Annotated in this window: 15 protein-coding genes; 13 read left to right on the forward strand and 2 right to left on the reverse strand. The window is 59.8% G+C overall.

What is annotated here, in order from left to right; genetic code table 11:
- The first annotated feature begins 83 nt into the window (after positions 1–83).
- From pyrH to lpxB, 13 genes are all read left to right on the forward strand, one after another.
- A complete protein-coding gene (pyrH, locus tag RIB87_RS00720; RefSeq protein ID WP_350142443.1) occupies positions 84–809 on the forward strand; it encodes a UMP kinase in 726 nt (241 codons plus the stop codon).
- A 45-nt stretch (positions 810–854) separates the two neighbouring features.
- Positions 855–1,424 (forward strand): ribosome recycling factor, encoded by a 570-nt coding sequence (gene frr / locus RIB87_RS00725; RefSeq protein ID WP_350142445.1) that lies wholly within the window; start codon positions 855–857, stop codon positions 1,422–1,424.
- A gap of 75 nt (positions 1,425–1,499) precedes the next feature.
- On the forward strand, positions 1,500–2,333 hold the full coding sequence (locus RIB87_RS00730; protein WP_502943188.1) for an isoprenyl transferase: 834 nt from the start codon (positions 1,500–1,502) through the stop codon (positions 2,331–2,333).
- A complete protein-coding gene (locus RIB87_RS00735; RefSeq protein WP_350142449.1) occupies positions 2,333–3,241 on the forward strand; it encodes a phosphatidate cytidylyltransferase in 909 nt (302 codons plus the stop codon). Before RIB87_RS00730 ends, RIB87_RS00735 begins: the two co-directional genes overlap by 1 nt.
- The gene (locus RIB87_RS00740; protein WP_350142451.1) at positions 3,238–4,425 is read left to right on the forward strand and encodes a 1-deoxy-D-xylulose-5-phosphate reductoisomerase; all 1,188 of its coding nucleotides are present in this window, start codon (positions 3,238–3,240) and stop codon (positions 4,423–4,425) included. The genes RIB87_RS00735 and RIB87_RS00740 overlap by 4 nt, the downstream gene beginning before the upstream one ends.
- Positions 4,426–4,509: 84 nt before the next feature.
- Entirely contained in the window at positions 4,510–5,658 is a 1,149-nt protein-coding gene (rseP, locus tag RIB87_RS00745) for an RIP metalloprotease RseP (RefSeq protein ID WP_350142453.1), read from the forward strand.
- Entirely contained in the window at positions 5,658–8,060 is a 2,403-nt protein-coding gene (gene bamA / locus RIB87_RS00750; protein ID WP_350142455.1) for an outer membrane protein assembly factor BamA, read from the forward strand. Before rseP ends, bamA begins: the two co-directional genes overlap by 1 nt.
- 17 nt (positions 8,061–8,077) lie before the next feature.
- On the forward strand, positions 8,078–8,641 hold the full coding sequence (locus tag RIB87_RS00755) for an OmpH/Skp family outer membrane protein (protein ID WP_350142457.1): 564 nt from the start codon (positions 8,078–8,080) through the stop codon (positions 8,639–8,641).
- Positions 8,642–8,698: 57 nt separating this feature from the next.
- Positions 8,699–9,742 carry a UDP-3-O-(3-hydroxymyristoyl)glucosamine N-acyltransferase gene (gene lpxD / locus RIB87_RS00760; RefSeq protein WP_350142459.1) on the forward strand — a complete coding sequence of 348 codons (1,044 nt, stop codon included), beginning with the start codon at positions 8,699–8,701 and terminating at the stop codon, positions 9,740–9,742.
- Positions 9,743–9,802: 60 nt separating this feature from the next.
- Positions 9,803–10,333, forward strand: a complete 531-nt coding sequence (gene fabZ / locus RIB87_RS00765) for a 3-hydroxyacyl-ACP dehydratase FabZ (protein ID WP_350142461.1) — start codon at positions 9,803–9,805, stop codon at positions 10,331–10,333.
- The gene (gene lpxA, locus RIB87_RS00770; RefSeq protein ID WP_350142463.1) at positions 10,333–11,151 is read left to right on the forward strand and encodes an acyl-ACP--UDP-N-acetylglucosamine O-acyltransferase; all 819 of its coding nucleotides are present in this window, start codon (positions 10,333–10,335) and stop codon (positions 11,149–11,151) included. The genes fabZ and lpxA overlap by 1 nt, the downstream gene beginning before the upstream one ends.
- Positions 11,152–11,187: 36 nt before the next feature.
- Entirely contained in the window at positions 11,188–12,036 is an 849-nt protein-coding gene (locus tag RIB87_RS00775; protein WP_350142465.1) for an LpxI family protein, read from the forward strand.
- Positions 12,029–13,249 carry a lipid-A-disaccharide synthase gene (gene lpxB, locus RIB87_RS00780; protein ID WP_350142467.1) on the forward strand — a complete coding sequence of 407 codons (1,221 nt, stop codon included), beginning with the start codon at positions 12,029–12,031 and terminating at the stop codon, positions 13,247–13,249. Before RIB87_RS00775 ends, lpxB begins: the two co-directional genes overlap by 8 nt.
- 82 nt (positions 13,250–13,331) lie before the next feature.
- Here lpxB and gltA read toward each other — a convergent pair whose 3' ends face one another.
- Positions 13,332–14,630 (reverse strand): citrate synthase, encoded by a 1,299-nt coding sequence (gene gltA / locus RIB87_RS00785; RefSeq protein ID WP_350142469.1) that lies wholly within the window; start codon positions 14,628–14,630, stop codon positions 13,332–13,334.
- Positions 14,631–14,785: 155 nt separating this feature from the next.
- Positions 14,786–16,237, reverse strand: coding sequence for a glutamate--tRNA ligase (gene gltX, locus RIB87_RS00790; protein WP_350142471.1), 1,452 nt, complete (start codon positions 16,235–16,237; stop codon positions 14,786–14,788).
- Positions 16,238–16,451: the final 214 nt, after the last annotated feature.

Raw genomic sequence — 16,451 nt, forward strand, 5'->3', positions numbered from 1 at the left:
ACTTGCCTGAGTCGGCGGCGCGTTGCTATGTGAAGCAGGCAGTGCTTGTCGGCCGATTTTCCGTCCACCGGAGCCACCACCTTATGTCGAAACCTCACTACAAGCGTGTCCTCCTCAAGGTGTCAGGCGAGGCGCTTATGGGCGAGGAGGCCTACGGCATTGACCTCAACGTGGTGCAGCGCATTGCCGGGGAAGTGAAAGACGCTCTGGCGGCAGGCGTTGAAGTATGCCTCGTGATCGGCGGCGGTAACATTTTTCGCGGCCTCAAGGGGGCCGCTGAAGGCATGGACCGCGCCAGCGCCGACTATATGGGTATGCTTGCCACCGTCATGAATGCGCTCGCTGTGCAGAACGGGCTTGAACAGCAGGGTGTGCCGACGCGGGTGCTCTCCGCCATTCCCATGACCACCGTCTGCGAGCCGTATATTCGCCGCCGCGCCGTACGCCACATGGAAAAAGGCCGCGTCGTTATTTTTGCGGCCGGCACCGGCAACCCGTTTTTTACCACCGACACTGCGGCTGCCTTGCGCGCCTCTGAAATGGGCTGCGATGCCCTGATGAAAGGGACGCAGGTGGATGGCGTTTACACAGCCGACCCCAAACTGGACCCGACCGCCACCCGCTATGAGCGACTGGGCTATTTGCAGGTGCTGGCAGATGACCTGCAGGTCATGGACGCCTCCGCCATCAGCCTGTGCCGCGACAGCTCCATACCCATCGTGGTGTTCAACATTCACGAGACCGGCGAATTCGTCCGTGTACTGTGCGGTGAAGGCCGCGCGACCATAGTAGAAGATGAAGCGGCGTAGGCGGGCAGGTGCCCCTCCCGGCGTGCGCTAAAGGAGAAGACCAAAATGGCCGACGACGGATCAGGTGTTGACCTGAAAGACATTGAGCATCGGATGCATGGTGCGCTCGACAGCCTGAAGCACGAGTTTGGTGGTCTGCGTACCGGACGTGCATCGGCATCGCTGCTGGACCCGGTGATGGTGGATGCCTATGGCCAGAAAATGCCGCTCAATCAGGTCGGGACGGTGTCTGTGCCCGAACCGCGCCTGATCACCGTGCAGGTGTGGGACAAGTCGATGGTTGGACCCGTTGAAAAGAGCATTCGCGATGCGGGGCTGGGCGTTAACCCGGTGGCAGATGGCCAGCTTGTGCGTGTCGGCATTCCCGAACTCAACGAAGAACGTCGCGTGGAACTCACCAAGGTGGCAGGCAAATATGCCGAAACCGCCCGCGTGGCGATCCGCAATGTGCGACGCGATGCGATGGACCACCTTAAAAAAGCCGAAAAAGCTGGCGACATAGGCCAGGACGACCACAAGAAGCTATCTGAAAAGGTCCAGGGTCTCACCGACAAGGCCGTCGCTGATGTGGATGCGGCTCTGGCCACCAAGGAAGCGGAGATCATGCAGGTCTGACAGCCCTGCGCCCCGTCGGCCGCCTGAGTATTGAGGGTAACCTGCGGGCAAGGCTTGAATGATACTGTAATGCCCATGAAACACGCTGACGCACAATTTCCTGTTGTCACCTCGGCTGCCGCTCAGGCGTCGGCGGGCGATGCCGTGGCCCGCATTGAGCCTGGTGTCGAAACCAGCAAGCTGCCGCAACATCTGGCGATCATCATGGACGGCAATGGCCGGTGGGCTGCAAAACGGCACCTGCCGCGCAAAGTTGGCCACCGGCAGGGCGTTGAAACGGTTCGACGTATCGTCCGGGCTGTCGGGGACCGCCGCATCCGCTATCTGACGCTGTATGGGTTTTCCACCGAGAACTGGCGCCGCCCTCCCGAAGAGGTGGCCGACCTGATGGGTCTGCTGCGGCTCTACATCCGCAAGGATCTGGCCGACCTGCACAAAAATAATGTCCGTATTCGGATCATTGGCACCCGCGAAGGACTTGCCGACGACATTGTGCGGATGATTGCCGATGCCGAGGAACTGACCCGTGCCAATGACGGCCTGAACCTCACGATCGCCTTCAACTATGGTGGTCAGACTGAAATAACCCATGCCGCAAAGCGCATCGCGCAGGCGGTGGCACGCGGCGACATCACGCCCGACGACATTACGCCTGAGATGGTTGCAGGTGAGCTTGAAACCCACGATCTGCCGGACCCGGATATGATTATCCGCACCAGCGGCGACAAGCGCCTGTCGAACTTCCTGATCTGGCAGGCGGCCTATGCCGAGCTTGTGTTTGTGGATACGTTGTGGCCGGACTTCACCGACGATGTGCTGGGGCAGGCGCTTGACGAATATGCCTGCCGCGAACGCCGCTTTGGTGCGCGTGCGCCTGAACCGACGGTGACAGGGGAACCGCAGTCATAGTGGCGTCTGACAACCATTCCTCCGGTGGCGCGGACGCAGGTGAGGCAGGCAGCACCAACACTGTGCCGCCGCACCCGCCGCGCGGCAACGAACTCTGGATGCGTATTGCATCTGCCGCAGTGCTGGCACCTGGCGTCATTTATCTGGTGTATCTGGGCGGCTGGGCGTTTACAGCACTCATCATGCTGGCCGCCGTACTGATGACCTATGAGTGGGCGCGCCTCGTGCGCGGCAGTCATCTGAATGCGGACTATGTCATTCACGCCATCACAGCAATCATCGCCGTTGGTCTGGCGGGCGCGGGTACGCCTTTGCTGGCACTGGGTGCTGCGGTGATTGGCTTTGCCATTGCCTTCGGCGTGGTCATTTTTCGGGGTCAGGACAAACGCTGGCCTATGATGGGCTTCCCCTACATTCTGCTGCCGTGTATCGCGATTGTCTGGCTGCGCGAAGGCGGTGACTGGGGAATGTTGACGCTGTACTGGCTGCTGGCGGTTGTCTGGGCAACGGACATTATGGCGTTTGGCGTGGGCCGCACAGTTGGCGGCCCGAAGCTGGCACCGCGCGTATCGCCGGCCAAGACATGGTCCGGCCTGTTGGGCGGCATGGCGGGTGCCGCAATTGCGGGCGGGGCCACGTCGCTCATTCTTGATCTCAACGCATTCTGGCTGCTGGCCTTCCTCAGCGGCATCATGGCGGTGATCGCGCAGGTCGGCGACATTGCCGAGTCACGCCTCAAGCGCTACGCGGACGTAAAGGATTCCGGCGCTCTCATTCCCGGACACGGCGGTGTGCTGGACCGGGTGGACGGGCTTTTGTTCGCTGCCGTTGCCGCCGCCATGGTCGCGCTGATCGGCGTGCTGGCTGACGAAGGGCAGGGCATTGGTCTTGGAGCATTTGTGTCATGACGCCAGCACAAGAAACACCACGCAGCATTTGTGTGCTTGGCTCTACCGGCTCTGTAGGCCAATCCACGCTTGACCTTGTGGCCCGTGACCGCCAGCGCTTTGTGGTGGATACGCTGACCGCCAATTCAAACGTTGAGTTGCTGGCCAGCCAGGCGCGCGAGTTTGGTGCGCGTCATGCGGTGGTTGCCGACCCGGCACAGTACAATGCCCTCAAGGACGCGCTGGCGGGCACCGACACTGAAGCCGCCGCAGGCCCGAAGGCACTGAATGAGGCCGCTGACCGCGACACCGATTTTGTGATGGCCGCCATTGTGGGCGCGGCGGGCCTTGAGCCGACACTAACCGCCGCCCGGCGCGGTGCGTGTGTTGCGCTGGCCAACAAGGAGTGCCTGGTAAGTGCTGGCACCGTGTTTCTGGACGCTGTGACGAAGGCGGGCGCAACACTGCTGCCGGTTGATTCTGAGCACAATGCCATTTTTCAGGTGCTCGAAACCCACAACCGCGACCAGATTGAGAAAATTATTCTCACCGCCTCAGGCGGCCCGTTTCGCACCTGGGACATGGACGCGATGCGCGCCGCCACCCCCGCGCAGGCTGTCGCCCACCCCAACTGGGATATGGGGGCGAAAATCTCGGTTGATTCCGCCACAATGATGAACAAGGGCCTTGAGGTCATCGAGGCGTTTTACCTGTTTGGCGTGGAAATCAGCCAGTTAGACGTGATTGTCCACCCCCAGTCGGTCATTCATTCCATGGTCGCCTACAGCGATGGATCCGTGCTCGCGCAGCTTGGATCGCCGGATATGCGCACACCCATAGCCCATACCATGGCGTGGCCCCAACGGATGGCCGCACCGTCGCCGCGCCTGAACCTTGCTGAAATTGCCCAACTCACCTTCGAAGCCCCTGATTTGGAACGGTTTCCCGCCCTGCGACTGGCGCTGGCTGCCTTGCAAACAGGGGGGGCGGCACCTACACTTCTCAATGCGGCGAACGAAGTGGGGGTTGCCGCATTTTTGGCCGGAGACATTGGGTTTCTCGACATTGCCGCAATTGTCGAGGAGACAATGTCGCGCGGTGTTGCGCGCGGCCTGGCCGCAGCGCCCGCCACACTGGCTGAAGTGCTGGGGCTGGACCGCGAAGGTCGGTCGATCGCGGCGGAATTGGTGCGCACGCACCGTTAGGTGAATTGGTGCGCACGCACCGTTAGGTTCAAGGCGTAAGCACCCGAAAAGGGGCACGCAAAAACGGGGATGGGTACCGTCTAGATGGATTTTCTGTCCGGCCTTTTCGGGTACGCCATACCCTTCATCTTCGTTTTGTCCCTCGTGGTATTCATCCACGAGATGGGGCACTTTTTGGTTGCGCGCTGGTTCGGCGTGATCGTTGAACAATTCTCCATCGGCTTTGGCCGCGAGATTGTGGGCTGGACCGACAAGAACGGAACCCGCTGGAAAGTCGGCTGGCTGCCACTGGGCGGCTACGTCAAGTTTCTGGGCGACGAAAATGCTGCCAGCACACCCGACCGTGAAGCAGCGGAGAAGCTGCCACCGGAGCTGCGCAAGGATTGTTTCCAGTTCAAGCCGCTGCACGCCCGCGCGGCGGTTGTGGCCGCAGGCCCTGTCGCCAATTTCATTCTGGCGATTGTCATCTTTGCCTTCATGTATTCCGTCATCGGCCAAAGCGTCACCACGCCACGTGTGGATGGCGTAACCGCAGGCGGCGCGGCGGAAGCTGCGGGCTTTGCCCCCGGCGACCTGGTGGTGGCCATCGACGGCGACGACATCCAGAGTTTCAATGAGATGCAGCGCATCGTCTCCACCAGCCCGGAGCGGGTGCTGGAGTTCACCGTTGAGCGCGACGGTGCGCTGGTGCTGCTGGAAGTGGTGCCGCAACTCCAGGAAGTAACCGACCCGTTCGGCAACGTGCAGCGCATCGGCCTTATTGGTCTGTCACGCACCAATGCCGAAGGCGACATGACAACAGTGCGTTACAACCCGGCCGCAGCCGTGTGGAAGGGGGTGGAGGAAACCGGCTTCATCATCACCACCACCATGAGCTATCTGGGTGACATCATCGTGGGTCGCCAGGACGCGGATCAACTTGGCGGGCCGCTGCGCATTGCGCAGGTGTCCGGCCAGGTCGCGACCATCGGTTTTGTGGCGCTGCTCAACCTGGCGGCCATTCTGTCGGTCTCGATCGGCCTGTTAAACCTGTTTCCGATCCCTATGCTGGATGGCGGTCATCTGCTGTATTATGCGGCTGAATGGGTGCGCGGTAAGCCGTTGAGCGAACGGGCGCAGGAATATGGCTTCCGCATCGGGCTGGCAGCCGTTATGTCACTGATGCTTTTTGCAACGTGGAATGATTTGGTTCATTTGCGCGTGGTGGAGTATATCGGCTCGGTATTTTCCTGATGTTGATGTTTTTCCAGAGCACTAAACCGACGGGCAACGGGGCGGGACCATTGATTTTCAAGACACCACACCATGTATTGAGTGCTCTGGCAGGCGCCGTGCTGGGCGTTGTTTTTTCACTGCCTGCGACCGCACAACAACAAGCCTCTGTTGAACCGGCGCTTGAGCAAACCGGCCAGTTCATTGAGACAATCAGCGTTGATGGCAATCAGCGCGTGGAGCCGGAGACTGTCCGCTCCTACATGACCATCCGTGAAGGCAGCACCGTCACCGCCCGTGAGGTGGATGACAGCCTCAAGACCCTGTTTGCCACCGGCCTGTTCGCTGACGTGTCCATCCGCCAAGCCGGCAATGGCCTGACGGTAACGGTGGTTGAAAACCCCATCATCAACCGCGTGGCCTTTGAAGGTAACTTCCGCATTGACGATGATGACCTGTCGGCTGAAACCGAGCTCAAGCCGCGCGTGGTCTATACCCGTGCCCGTGTGCAAAGCGACCTCAACCGCATCATCGAACTTTACCGCCGCAAGGGTAACTTCGCCGCTGCCATCGAACCCAAGATCATCCAGCTCCCGCAAAACCGCGTTGACCTCGCCTACGAGATTTCCGAAGGCCCCGAAACGGGTGTCGCCAGCATCAAGTTTGTTGGCAACAAGGCCTATTCCGACGGCGACCTGCGTGGCGAGATCGCAACCTCTGAAAGCGCCTGGTGGAAGTTTTTGTCCACCAACGACAACTACGACCCGGACCGCCTGACCTTTGACCGAGAACTGTTGCGCCGGTTTTACCTCGTAAACGGGTATGCTGACTTTCGCGTGCTGTCATCGGTCGCCGAAATGGCGCCGGACGGTAGCGAGTTTTTCATCACCTTCACCGTCGAAGAAGGCGAGCTTTACACGTTCGGCGAAATTGATGTTCAAACCGAGCTTGAGCGTCTTGACACCGAAATGCTCCGTGGTCTGATTGAAATTGAAGACGGCGATGACTACGACGCCTCGCGCATTGATGATGCGGTTGACGCGCTGACATTCGCTGCCGGTACTGAAGGCTATGCCTTTGCGGATGTGCGCCCGCGCGTGCGCCGCGACCGTGAAGCCCGCGAGATCAACATCACGTTCAGCATTGACGAAGGCCCGCGTGTTTACGTTGAGCGCATCAACATCAATGGCAATGTGCGCACGATTGATCGTGTGATCCGCCGCGAAATGCGGCTGGCGGAAGGCGATGCCTTCAACCGTGTGCTGCTGTCACGCTCGCGCGACCGTATCCGCTCGCTGGGCCTGTTTGCCAATGTGGAAATCAGCGAGGAGCCGGGCACCCAGGAAGATCTGACGATCATCAACGTGGATGTTCAGGAACAATCCACCGGCGAGCTGTCTATCGGCGCGGGCTTTTCATCTGACTCAGGCCCCATTGGCGACCTTGCCATCATCGAACGCAACCTTCTGGGTCGCGGCCAGTTCCTGCGTCTGCGCCTGTCGGTGTCGGGTGATCGCCAGTCGCTTGATCTGCGCTTTACCGAACCATACTTCATGGGCCGCAACCTGAGTGCCGGCATTGACCTTTTCGGCACCGAAAGCGACTTCCAGGACGAATCCGGCTTCGACTTCCGCCAGACCGGCGGCGGCGTGCGCTTCGGGTTCCCGCTCAGCGAGTATTCTTCGCTGCAACTGCGCACCAGCTATGTGCGCGAAGAAATCAGGGACGTATCGACGCTGGCGTCGCTCGCTGTGCGAGCATCCGAGGGCGTCGCCGACTCGCATCTTGTGGGCTACACATACTCCTACGACGGACGAAATGATCCCGAAGAACCCACCGGTGGTTTTTCATTCTTCTTCGACCAGAGTCTGGGCACCCCCATCGGCGACGTCACCTATCTGGCATCAGAAACCGGATTTGCGACCTATTACGGCATTGCAGACGACTTCATCGCGTCGTTCCGCCTCGATGCGGGCTATGTGTTTGGCTATAATGGCGAGGAAGTGAGGCTGAACAACCGGTTCTTCAAGGGTGGCTCTAGCTTCCGCGGCTTTGAACCTTCCGGTGTTGGCCCGCGTGACCTGACCACTGACGATGCACTGGGCGCCAATGCCTTTGCCATCGGTACGGCGCAGGTCACGGTTCCGCTGTTCCTGCCCGAAGAACTGGGCGTGAAGGGTGCCTTCTTCTCCGACTTCGGTGTGGTCGGCCTTAACGATGACGATGATCAGTTCATTGTTGTGGGCAATACTCTCACGACAACAAACATTCAGGACGATCTGGCATTCCGTGCATCAGGCGGCTTTAGCGTTTTCTGGGAATCGCCTTTCGGCCCGGTTCGGGTTGACCTTGCGCAAGCCTTCATCAAGCAGGACTACGACAAAGAACAGTTCTTCCGGTTCAGCGCCGGCACAAGTTTCTAATTATGAATGAGAATAACATGCCGTTGACGTCATCTTTGCGGATAGCCTTGGCCACGCTTGTGGTTGCGATTCTGGTATCCGTCTTTGGAAGTTCAGCCAATGCGCAGGTTCCCCCTGCGCGCGCCCTGTTCCTTGACCTGGAAACGGTCTTTGTTCAATCCGCCGTCGGCAAGAACATCCGCAGTCAGCTCGAGGCCATGCTGACTGAGGTTTCCGGTCGCGAGGCAAAGGAAATCGAAGCGCTCGACGCGCGTCAGGACGCACTGATGCGAAATGCTGAGGGCCGAAATGAACAGCAGATGCGCAGCGATTGGGAGATCATCCAGGCAGAGAGAGCCGGGAAGGCCAGCTTTTATCAGCTTGAGCGTACGACAATCCAGCAGGCTGCCGCCGATGCCCGACGCAAGGTCAACGCGGTTCTCAATGAGATCATGCAGGAGATACTGCTTGAGCGTGGCGCGAACATGATCCTGTCAACCGGCTCGGTGCTTGTGGGTGGCGTTGATTATGACGTAACCGCTGAAGTTATTTCGCGGCTCGACGGGCGCATGTCATCGCTCAAAGTTGAGCGGCCCAGATAAGGCGTTTTTGCACGGCGGTGGTTTCACTGTGAATGTGCAAGTCAGGCAGCAATACCGATGGCGGATGAGCGTTTCTTTGACAGGGCAGGGCCCTTTACCCTTGCACAGATAGCTGACGCAATAGGTGCCACGCCGCAGGGCGGCGACGGGTCTGCGGCCTATGTGGATGTTGCCCCGCTGGATGCGGCGACACCTGCACAGGTAAGTTTTTTTGAAAATCCCAAATACAAAGATGCCCTGTCAGCCAGTGCCGCCGGGGCGATTATTATTGCCCCGGGTGCAGTGGAGCTTGCACCTGAAGGCGCGGCTCTGCTCGTAACGGAAACGCCCTATGTGGCCTATTCGGCAGCCGCCGGAATGTTCTATCCGTCAGCCGTGGGTGGCCGCCCTGCGGGCAGCAACGGCATTCACGCAGCGGCTCACATTGATGCAACAGCCCAACTCGCAGACGGCGTCAGTATTGGCCCCGGCGCGGTCATCGGGGCCAATGTCGAGATCGGCGGCGATACATCCATCGGTGCCAATACGGTGATTGAGCCGGGCGTCATGATCGGGCGCAACTGCGTTATCGCCTCCAGCGTTACACTCTCCCATGCGCTCATCGGCGACCGGGTGATTATCCACCCCGGCGCGCGGCTGGGGCAGGACGGCTTTGGCTTTGCCATGACCGCAGAAGGCCACCGCAAAATCCCGCAGCTTGGCCGCGTTATTGTTCAGGATGATGTGGAGATTGGCGCCAACACCACCATTGATCGCGGCAGCGGGCCTGACACGGTGATCGGCGCAGGCAGCAAGATCGACAATCAGGTGCAGCTTGCGCACAACGTGGTTCTGGGGCGCGGCTGTGTCATCGTCTCGCAGGTTGGCATTTCAGGCTCTGCAAAGCTGGGCGACTTTGTGGTCGCGGGCGGGCAGGTCGGCATCGGCGGGCATCTGGAAATTGGCGACGGAGCCATGCTGGCCGCGCGCACAGGTGTGCCGAGCAGCCTTGCAGGTGGCGCACAATATGGTGGCACCCCGGCGCGCCCCATGGCGCAATGGCGCCGCGAACTGGCCGCTGTTGCCATCCTCGCCAAGCGCAAAAAGAAGAAAACCAGCTAGACTGCCTTCCACAGGATTCGAGAAAAAACGACGATACGAACAGTGCTGAAAGAGACGCCCATGGCCGACACCACACCCGCCCCTGGCATGACCACCGCAGACATCATGCGTGTGATGGAACTGCTGCCACACCGCTATCCCATGCTGCTGATTGACCGGATCATCAATATTGATGGCGACAAGTCGTCGGTTGGCATCAAGAACGTGACGGTCAACGAGCCGCATTTTCAGGGTCACTTTCCCGGTATGCCGGTGATGCCCGGCGTGCTCATTGTCGAAGCCATGGCACAGACGGCGGGTGCGACCGTCATGAACAACATGGGCACTGTAGCCGACACCAAAACGGTCTATTTCATGACCATCGACGGCGCGCGGTTTCGCAAGCCCGTGGTGCCCGGTGACGTGTTGGAGCTGCATGTAAGCCTGCTGCGCTCGCGCGGCCCGGTGTGGAAATACACCGGAAAAGGCATTGTCGATGGCACACTCGTGGCCGAAGCAGAGTTCAGCGCGATGATTGCCGATCGTGACGATGCGCAGGGCACCCAGCCGCCAAAAATCAACAAGGCAACGGCCTCCAAAGGAGCCTCCTGATGGCTATCCACCCGACTGCTGTTGTTGCGGATGGCGCAACGCTTGGCAGTGACGTGCAAATCGGACCCTATAGTGTCGTCGGCCCGAAGGTGGTGCTCGGCGACGGTGTGGTTCTGCACAGCCACGTGGTGGTGGACGGCTGGACGACCATCGGTGCGCAGACGCATATTTTTCCCTTTGCCTCTATCGGCCATGTACCGCAGGACAAAAAGTTCTCCGGCGAAAAAACCGAACTCATCATAGGCAAGGACAATGTGATCCGCGAAGGTGTGACCATCAATCCGGGTACGGAGCATGGCGGTGCAATTACCCGTATCGGCAATGGCGGCCTTTTCATGGCGGGCGTTCATGTGGCGCATGACTGCATCGTTGGCGACAATGTGATTTTCGCCAACAACGCCACCCTGGGCGGACACTGTACTGTTGGCGATTATGCTTTCATGTCGGGCCTCACGGCTGCGCATCAGTTTGTGCGCATAGGCAAGCACGCCATCATCGGCGGTATGTCGGGCGTGGAAAAAGACGTCATTCCCTACGGCTCCGTGCTGGGCAACCGCGCCGTGCTCAAGGGGCTCAATATTGTCGGCCTCAAGCGCCGCGGTTTTTCCCGCGACCAGATACATACGCTGCGCCGTGCCTACCGGCTGCTGTTTGCGGAGGAAGGTACCTTGCAGGAGCGGGTGGCGGATGTGGCAGACGAGTTTGCCGATCACCAGCTTGTCATGGATATCGTCGCCTTCATTCGCGCCGACACCAAGCGCAAGCTCGTAACTCCGCGTCCGGATGGCAACGGCAACCATGCCGATGTTGATGACTAGGCGGATCTGGTTTCCTCTCAAGGCACCCGCTTTCTCATGCGCAAACTAGGTATTATCGCAGGCTCCGGCCCTGTTCCGCTCAAACTTGCAGAAGCCTGTGTTGCCATGGGACGCCCTGTGTTTGTGGTCGGCATTGAGGGCGAGGCGCGGCCAGACATTGAAGCATATGACCACGGCTGGTCACGACTGGGGGCCATCGGCACGGCACTTGAGCTTTTACGCAAGGCTGAATGTGAGGATGTGTGCATCATCGGCCCGGTCAGGCGACCTGACTTCACAAAGCTGAAGCTCGACTGGACCGGCACCAAGCTGTTGCCGCGTGTGCTTAACGCCGCGCGCAAAGGCGATGATGCGCTGCTGTCGTTCTTTGTGCGCTGGATGGAAGATCAGGGCTTTGCCGTTGTCGGGGCCGAAGATGTGTTGAGTGATCTTGTCGCTCCGTCCGGACCCATCGGCGCTGTGTCGCCCGACGATAGAGCCCTGGATGACATTGATCTGGGCAAGCAGGTGGTACACGCGCTTGACGACCTGGACGTAGGGCAGGGTGCTGTTGTGTGCAACGGACTGGTGCTCGCGGTGGAGGCCGCCGAAGGCACGGACGAAATGCTGAAACGCACAGCCCTGTTGCCTGAAAATGTGCGCGGCACACCGCAGATGCGGCGCGGCGTGCTCGTCAAACTTCCAAAACCCTCGCAGGACCGGCGTGTTGATTTGCCGATGATGGGCGCGCAGACGGTGACGCTCGCCGCAGCGGCCGGTCTGGCGGGCATCGCCATTGAAGCAGGCGGTGCCATCGTCTTTGACCGTGAGGAAGTGACCCGGCTGGCGGACACCCACGGCATGTTTGTTTTCGCGTTTGAAAAACAAGGCCCCGCAGATGAGTAATTTGCCGGTTTCACAGCCTGCTACCCTGCGGGTGATGCTCATTGCCGGTGAGCCATCGGGCGATATTCTGGGTGCGGAGCTTATGGGGAGCCTGCGCCAGTCGCATCAAGGGCCAATAGAGTTCATTGGGGTTGGCGGCACCCGTATGGAAGAGCAGGGACTGGAAAGTCAGGTGCCCATGTCTGACATCGCGGTCATGGGGTTGCGGGAAGTGGTACCGCGCCTGCCGCTGATCTATCGGCGTATCCAGCAAACTGTGCGTTTTGCGCACGCGATGGACCCGCATGTGGTGGTCATCATTGATTCTCCAGACTTTACCCATTCAGTGGCCAGGCGCATTGCCAAACGCGCGCCCCACATTCCCATCATCAACTATGTGTCACCGCAGGTATGGGCCTGGCGTCAGGGCCGCGCGGCCAAAATGGCGACCTATCTCACCCACGTGCTTGCGCTGTTGCCGTTTGAGCCGGCATTTTATGCGCAACGTTCAACGCTCGCGTGCACGTTTGTTGGCCACCCGGTGCTTGAGCGCGTCACGCTGGGAGGGGGCGATGCTTTCCGCACGCGCCACAACATTGCAGCGGATACGCCGGTGCTGGCGTTGCTGCCTGGTAGTCGCCCCAACGAGGTAAAGGGGCTGATTGATATTTTCATGGATACCGCCCGCCGCCTGCGCCGTGACCTGCCCGAACTGGTGGTGGTGCTGCCGACCGTGCCCAATGTTTCAATGCTGGTGCGCGAAAAGCTGGCGGGAGACAGCCTGCCGCTCATTCTGGTTGAAGATCAGGCAGAAAAGTTCGCAGCGTTTGATGCGGCTGATGCAGCGTTGGCCGCGTCAGGCACCGTATCGCTGGAGCTGGGTCTGGCCCGTGTGCCAACGGTCATCGGCTATCGTATCGAAAGGCTTGCAGCCTTTATTATTCGTCGTCTGGCGAAGGTGGAAAGTATTGTGCTGGCCAATCTGGTGTTGGGGCGCAAGGTCATTCCCGAATATCTGCAGGATGAGTGCGAACCGCAAACTCTTGCTGCAGCCCTGCTGCCATTGATGCGCGATACCCCGCAGCGCCGCGAAATGCTGGCCGCACTCAGCGAGATGCGCGAGCGTCTGGGCGATGAGGAAGGCCTCAAGCCCGCCGAGCGCGCTGCCGAAGTTGTGCTGTCAATCGCAGTGCCCGAACAAAAACGCCGGGCTGTGCCTCTGCCGGTTTCCTGACAGACGCACGCCCGGCGTTTTTAAGTCGCAAAGATGTTTTCCAGCACAGGCTTCTTGGCACCGACTTTCTGGCGCTGGCTTTCTAGCGTTGGCTGCGGTCCACATACTCGCGGGGCGGGTAGCCGGTGTAGAGCTGACGCGGACGGCCAATGCGCTGGCTGGGATCCTCAATCATTTCCTTCCACTGGGCAATCCAGCCGACGGTGCGTGCAAGCGCAAACAGCACGGTGAACATGGTGGTGGGGAAGCCAAGCGCCCGCAGCGTGATGCCTGAATAAAAGTCGATATTCGGATACAGCTTCTTCTCGACAAAATACTCATCCTCAAGCGCAATGCGCTCCAGTTCCATGGCCACGTTGAGCAGCGGGTCATCCTTGATGCCCAGCGTCTGCAACACTTCGTGGCAGGTCTGCTGCATTACCTTGGCGCGCGGGTCGTAGTTTTTGTACACCCGGTGGCCAAAGCCCATGAGACGGAACGGATCGTTCTTGTCCTTGGCCTTGGCAACATATTCAGGGATTTTGTCAACCGAGCCGATTTCCATCAGCATGTTGAGCGCTGCTTCATTGGCGCCGCCATGACTTGGGCCCCACAGGCAGGCAATGCCCGCAGCAATACACGCAAACGGGTTGGCACCGGATGACCCGGCCAGCCGAACCGTTGATGTTGAGGCGTTCTGCTCATGGTCCGCATGAAGAATAAAGATGCGGTCCATGGCGCGCGCCAGAACCGGGTCCACCTTGTAGGTTTCCGCCGGCACCGCAAAGCACATCCGCAGGAAGTTTTCCGAGTACGACAACTCGTTGCTTGGATACACAAACGGCTGACCCATGGAATACTTGAAGGCCATGGCTGCCATAGTTGGCATCTTGGCGATCAGGCGGCGGCTGGCAATCATCCGCTGCTCCGGGTCGGTGATGTCGGTTGAGTCGTGATAGAATGCTGACAATGCACCCACAACGCCTGTCATGATGGCCATCGGGTGCGCGTCACGCCGGAAGCCGCGATACAGATAGTTGAGCTGCTCATGCACCATGGTGTGATAGGTGATGGCGCGTTCAAACTCCGTGTACTGACTCTCGGTCGGCAGGTCGCCTTCAAGCAGCAGGTAGCACGTCTCGATGAAGTCGCCTTTTTCGGCAAGCTGGTCAATCGGGTAGCCGCGATGCAGCAAAATGCCATTCTCACCGTCAATGAACGTGATCTTGCTTTCGCAGCTCGCCGTCGAGGTAAAGCCGGGGTCATAGGTGAACCGGCCGCTCTGTCCGTAAAACTTGGAGATATCAACGACATCCGGCCCGACCGACCCCGCATAGACCGGCAGGTCAAAATGCTCGCCGTCCAAATCCAGCTTTGCGGTGGCCTTGGGCCCACCCTTCATTCCGTACTCATTCATAGCCTTAAAGCCCCGTCAAAAAAATCGGCCAATCATCGCGCTGTTCCAGCGTACCGGTGATTGATCCGGGTTAGTCCAAAGCCACGACCGCGCATGTCTTTTTGGTTTTGTGCGCCGTGCTGGTTGGGTCAGCAGCCGTATCAGGCCGCCTGATCCTTGATGCGGGCAAGGCTTTCGTCCTTGCCCAGTACAGCCAGGACATCAAAGATGCCCGGCGATGTGGTGGTGCCCGTCAACGCCGCGCGCAGTGGCTGCGCGACCTTGCCGAGTTTTACGTCCTGTGCTTCCGCAAAATCGCGGATGGTTGTTTCAATGCCGTCCATGGTCCAGGCAGGCAGGCTTTCAAGAGCCGGCACGATGCCCGTCAGAATACCGCGCGCCTGATCGTCCAAAAGCTTGGCTGCTTTCTCATCAATCGGCAATGGCCGCTGTTCAATCAGGAACCGCGCCCCTTCCGCCAGATCATCCAGCGTCTTCGCGCGCTCCTTGAGGCCGGGCATTGCCTGTACCAAAGCATCGCGGGTGGCATCACTTACGGTCCAGCCCTTGACCTGGGTCATCATGCGCAGGGTCTCGTCTGCCAGCCGCGTATCGTCCGCCTCGCGCACATATGTGCCGTTGAGGTTGGCCAGCTTTGCAAAGTCAAACCGCGCCGGCGACTTGCCGATTTGTTCAAGCCCAAACCACTCGATTGCCTGGTCAGTCGAAAAAATCTCGTCGTCGCCATGGCTCCAGCCCAGCCGCGCGAGATAGTTGCGCATGGCTTCGGGCAAATAGCCCATGTCGCGGTAGGCCTCAGCCCCCAGCGCCCCGTGGCGCTTTGAAAGTTTGGCACCGTCCGGCCCGTGGATCATCGGCACATGGGCGTATTCAGGCACATCCCACCCCATCGCCGTGATGAGGTTGATCTGCCGCGCGGCATTGGTCAGGTGATCGTCGCCGCGAATGACATGGGTGATGTCCATGTCATGGTCATCCACCACGACCGACAGCATGTAGGTGGGCGATCCATCCGAGCGCAGCAAAATGAAATCATCCATCACCGCATTGGGAATGGTCACATCGCCCTGAACGTGATCGTGAATGGTGGTCTCGCCATCAAGCGGCATTTTAAGCCGGATGACCGGGGGCACACCTGCCGGCGCCTCAGCCGGGTCGCGGTCGCGCCAGCGCCCGTCATAGCCCTGAGGTTTGCCACTGGCCTTTGCGTCTTCGCGCATCTGCGCCAGGTCTTCGGGCGACGCATAACACTTGTAGGCCTTGCCCTTCGCCACCAGCTCGTTGGCCACCTCGGCATGGCGGTCGCGGCGGGCATACTGGAAGGTGGGCTCTTCGTCCCAGTCCAGTCCCAGCCAGCGAAGGCCGTCAAATATCGCTTCCACCGCGCCCTGTGTTGAGCGCGTGCGGTCAGTGTCCTCGATGCGCAGCAAAAAATCGCCACCGCAATGGCGCGCATACAGCCAGTTGAACAGCGCCGTGCGCGCCCCGCCAATATGCAGGAAGCCCGTGGGCGAGGGTGCAAAGCGCGTGCGCACTTTTCCCTTGCCATTGGTCACAGGCGTCTTTGCATCAGCGGGGGGGCTGGCAGTCATCAACAAACCTTCGTTTCATCTCGCAGCTTGGTCGCTTGGGGCCATGGCCCTGCACCTGATACCCTGCCCATAATCCTGGCCGGGACCGCATCCGCGCGTTGGGGTGAGGCGGTGGAACGATGCCGGAAACACCAGCATTTATGCCCCAAAGCCGCGACGGTTTTAGCATATTGCGCCCGCCCGCGATACGCTGCGCTGCACCCAAAATGAAATC

This window comes from Pyruvatibacter sp., assembly GCF_040219635.1.
Lineage (GTDB): Bacteria > Pseudomonadota > Alphaproteobacteria > CGMCC-115125 > CGMCC-115125 > Pyruvatibacter.

Excerpts from the sequence above, each read along its gene's own strand:
- pyrH (WP_350142443.1), top strand. The coding sequence starts at position 84 with ATGTCGAAACCTCACTACAAGCGTGTCCTCCTCAAGGTGTCAGGCGAG.
- frr (WP_350142445.1), top strand. The coding sequence starts at position 855 with ATGGCCGACGACGGATCAGGTGTTGACCTGAAAGACATTGAGCATCGG.
- RIB87_RS00730 (WP_502943188.1), top strand. The coding sequence starts at position 1,500 with ATGAAACACGCTGACGCACAATTTCCTGTTGTCACCTCGGCTGCCGCT.
- RIB87_RS00740 (WP_350142451.1), top strand. The coding sequence starts at position 3,238 with ATGACGCCAGCACAAGAAACACCACGCAGCATTTGTGTGCTTGGCTCT.
- rseP (WP_350142453.1), top strand. The coding sequence starts at position 4,510 with ATGGATTTTCTGTCCGGCCTTTTCGGGTACGCCATACCCTTCATCTTC.
- bamA (WP_350142455.1), top strand. The coding sequence starts at position 5,658 with ATGTTGATGTTTTTCCAGAGCACTAAACCGACGGGCAACGGGGCGGGA.
- RIB87_RS00755 (WP_350142457.1), top strand. The coding sequence starts at position 8,078 with ATGCCGTTGACGTCATCTTTGCGGATAGCCTTGGCCACGCTTGTGGTT.
- lpxD (WP_350142459.1), top strand. The coding sequence starts at position 8,699 with ATGGCGGATGAGCGTTTCTTTGACAGGGCAGGGCCCTTTACCCTTGCA.
- fabZ (WP_350142461.1), top strand. The coding sequence starts at position 9,803 with ATGGCCGACACCACACCCGCCCCTGGCATGACCACCGCAGACATCATG.
- lpxA (WP_350142463.1), top strand. The coding sequence starts at position 10,333 with ATGGCTATCCACCCGACTGCTGTTGTTGCGGATGGCGCAACGCTTGGC.
- RIB87_RS00775 (WP_350142465.1), top strand. The coding sequence starts at position 11,188 with ATGCGCAAACTAGGTATTATCGCAGGCTCCGGCCCTGTTCCGCTCAAA.
- lpxB (WP_350142467.1), top strand. The coding sequence starts at position 12,029 with ATGAGTAATTTGCCGGTTTCACAGCCTGCTACCCTGCGGGTGATGCTC.
- gltA (WP_350142469.1), bottom strand. The coding sequence starts at position 14,630 with ATGAAGGGTGGGCCCAAGGCCACCGCAAAGCTGGATTTGGACGGCGAG.
- gltX (WP_350142471.1), bottom strand. The coding sequence starts at position 16,237 with ATGACTGCCAGCCCCCCCGCTGATGCAAAGACGCCTGTGACCAATGGC.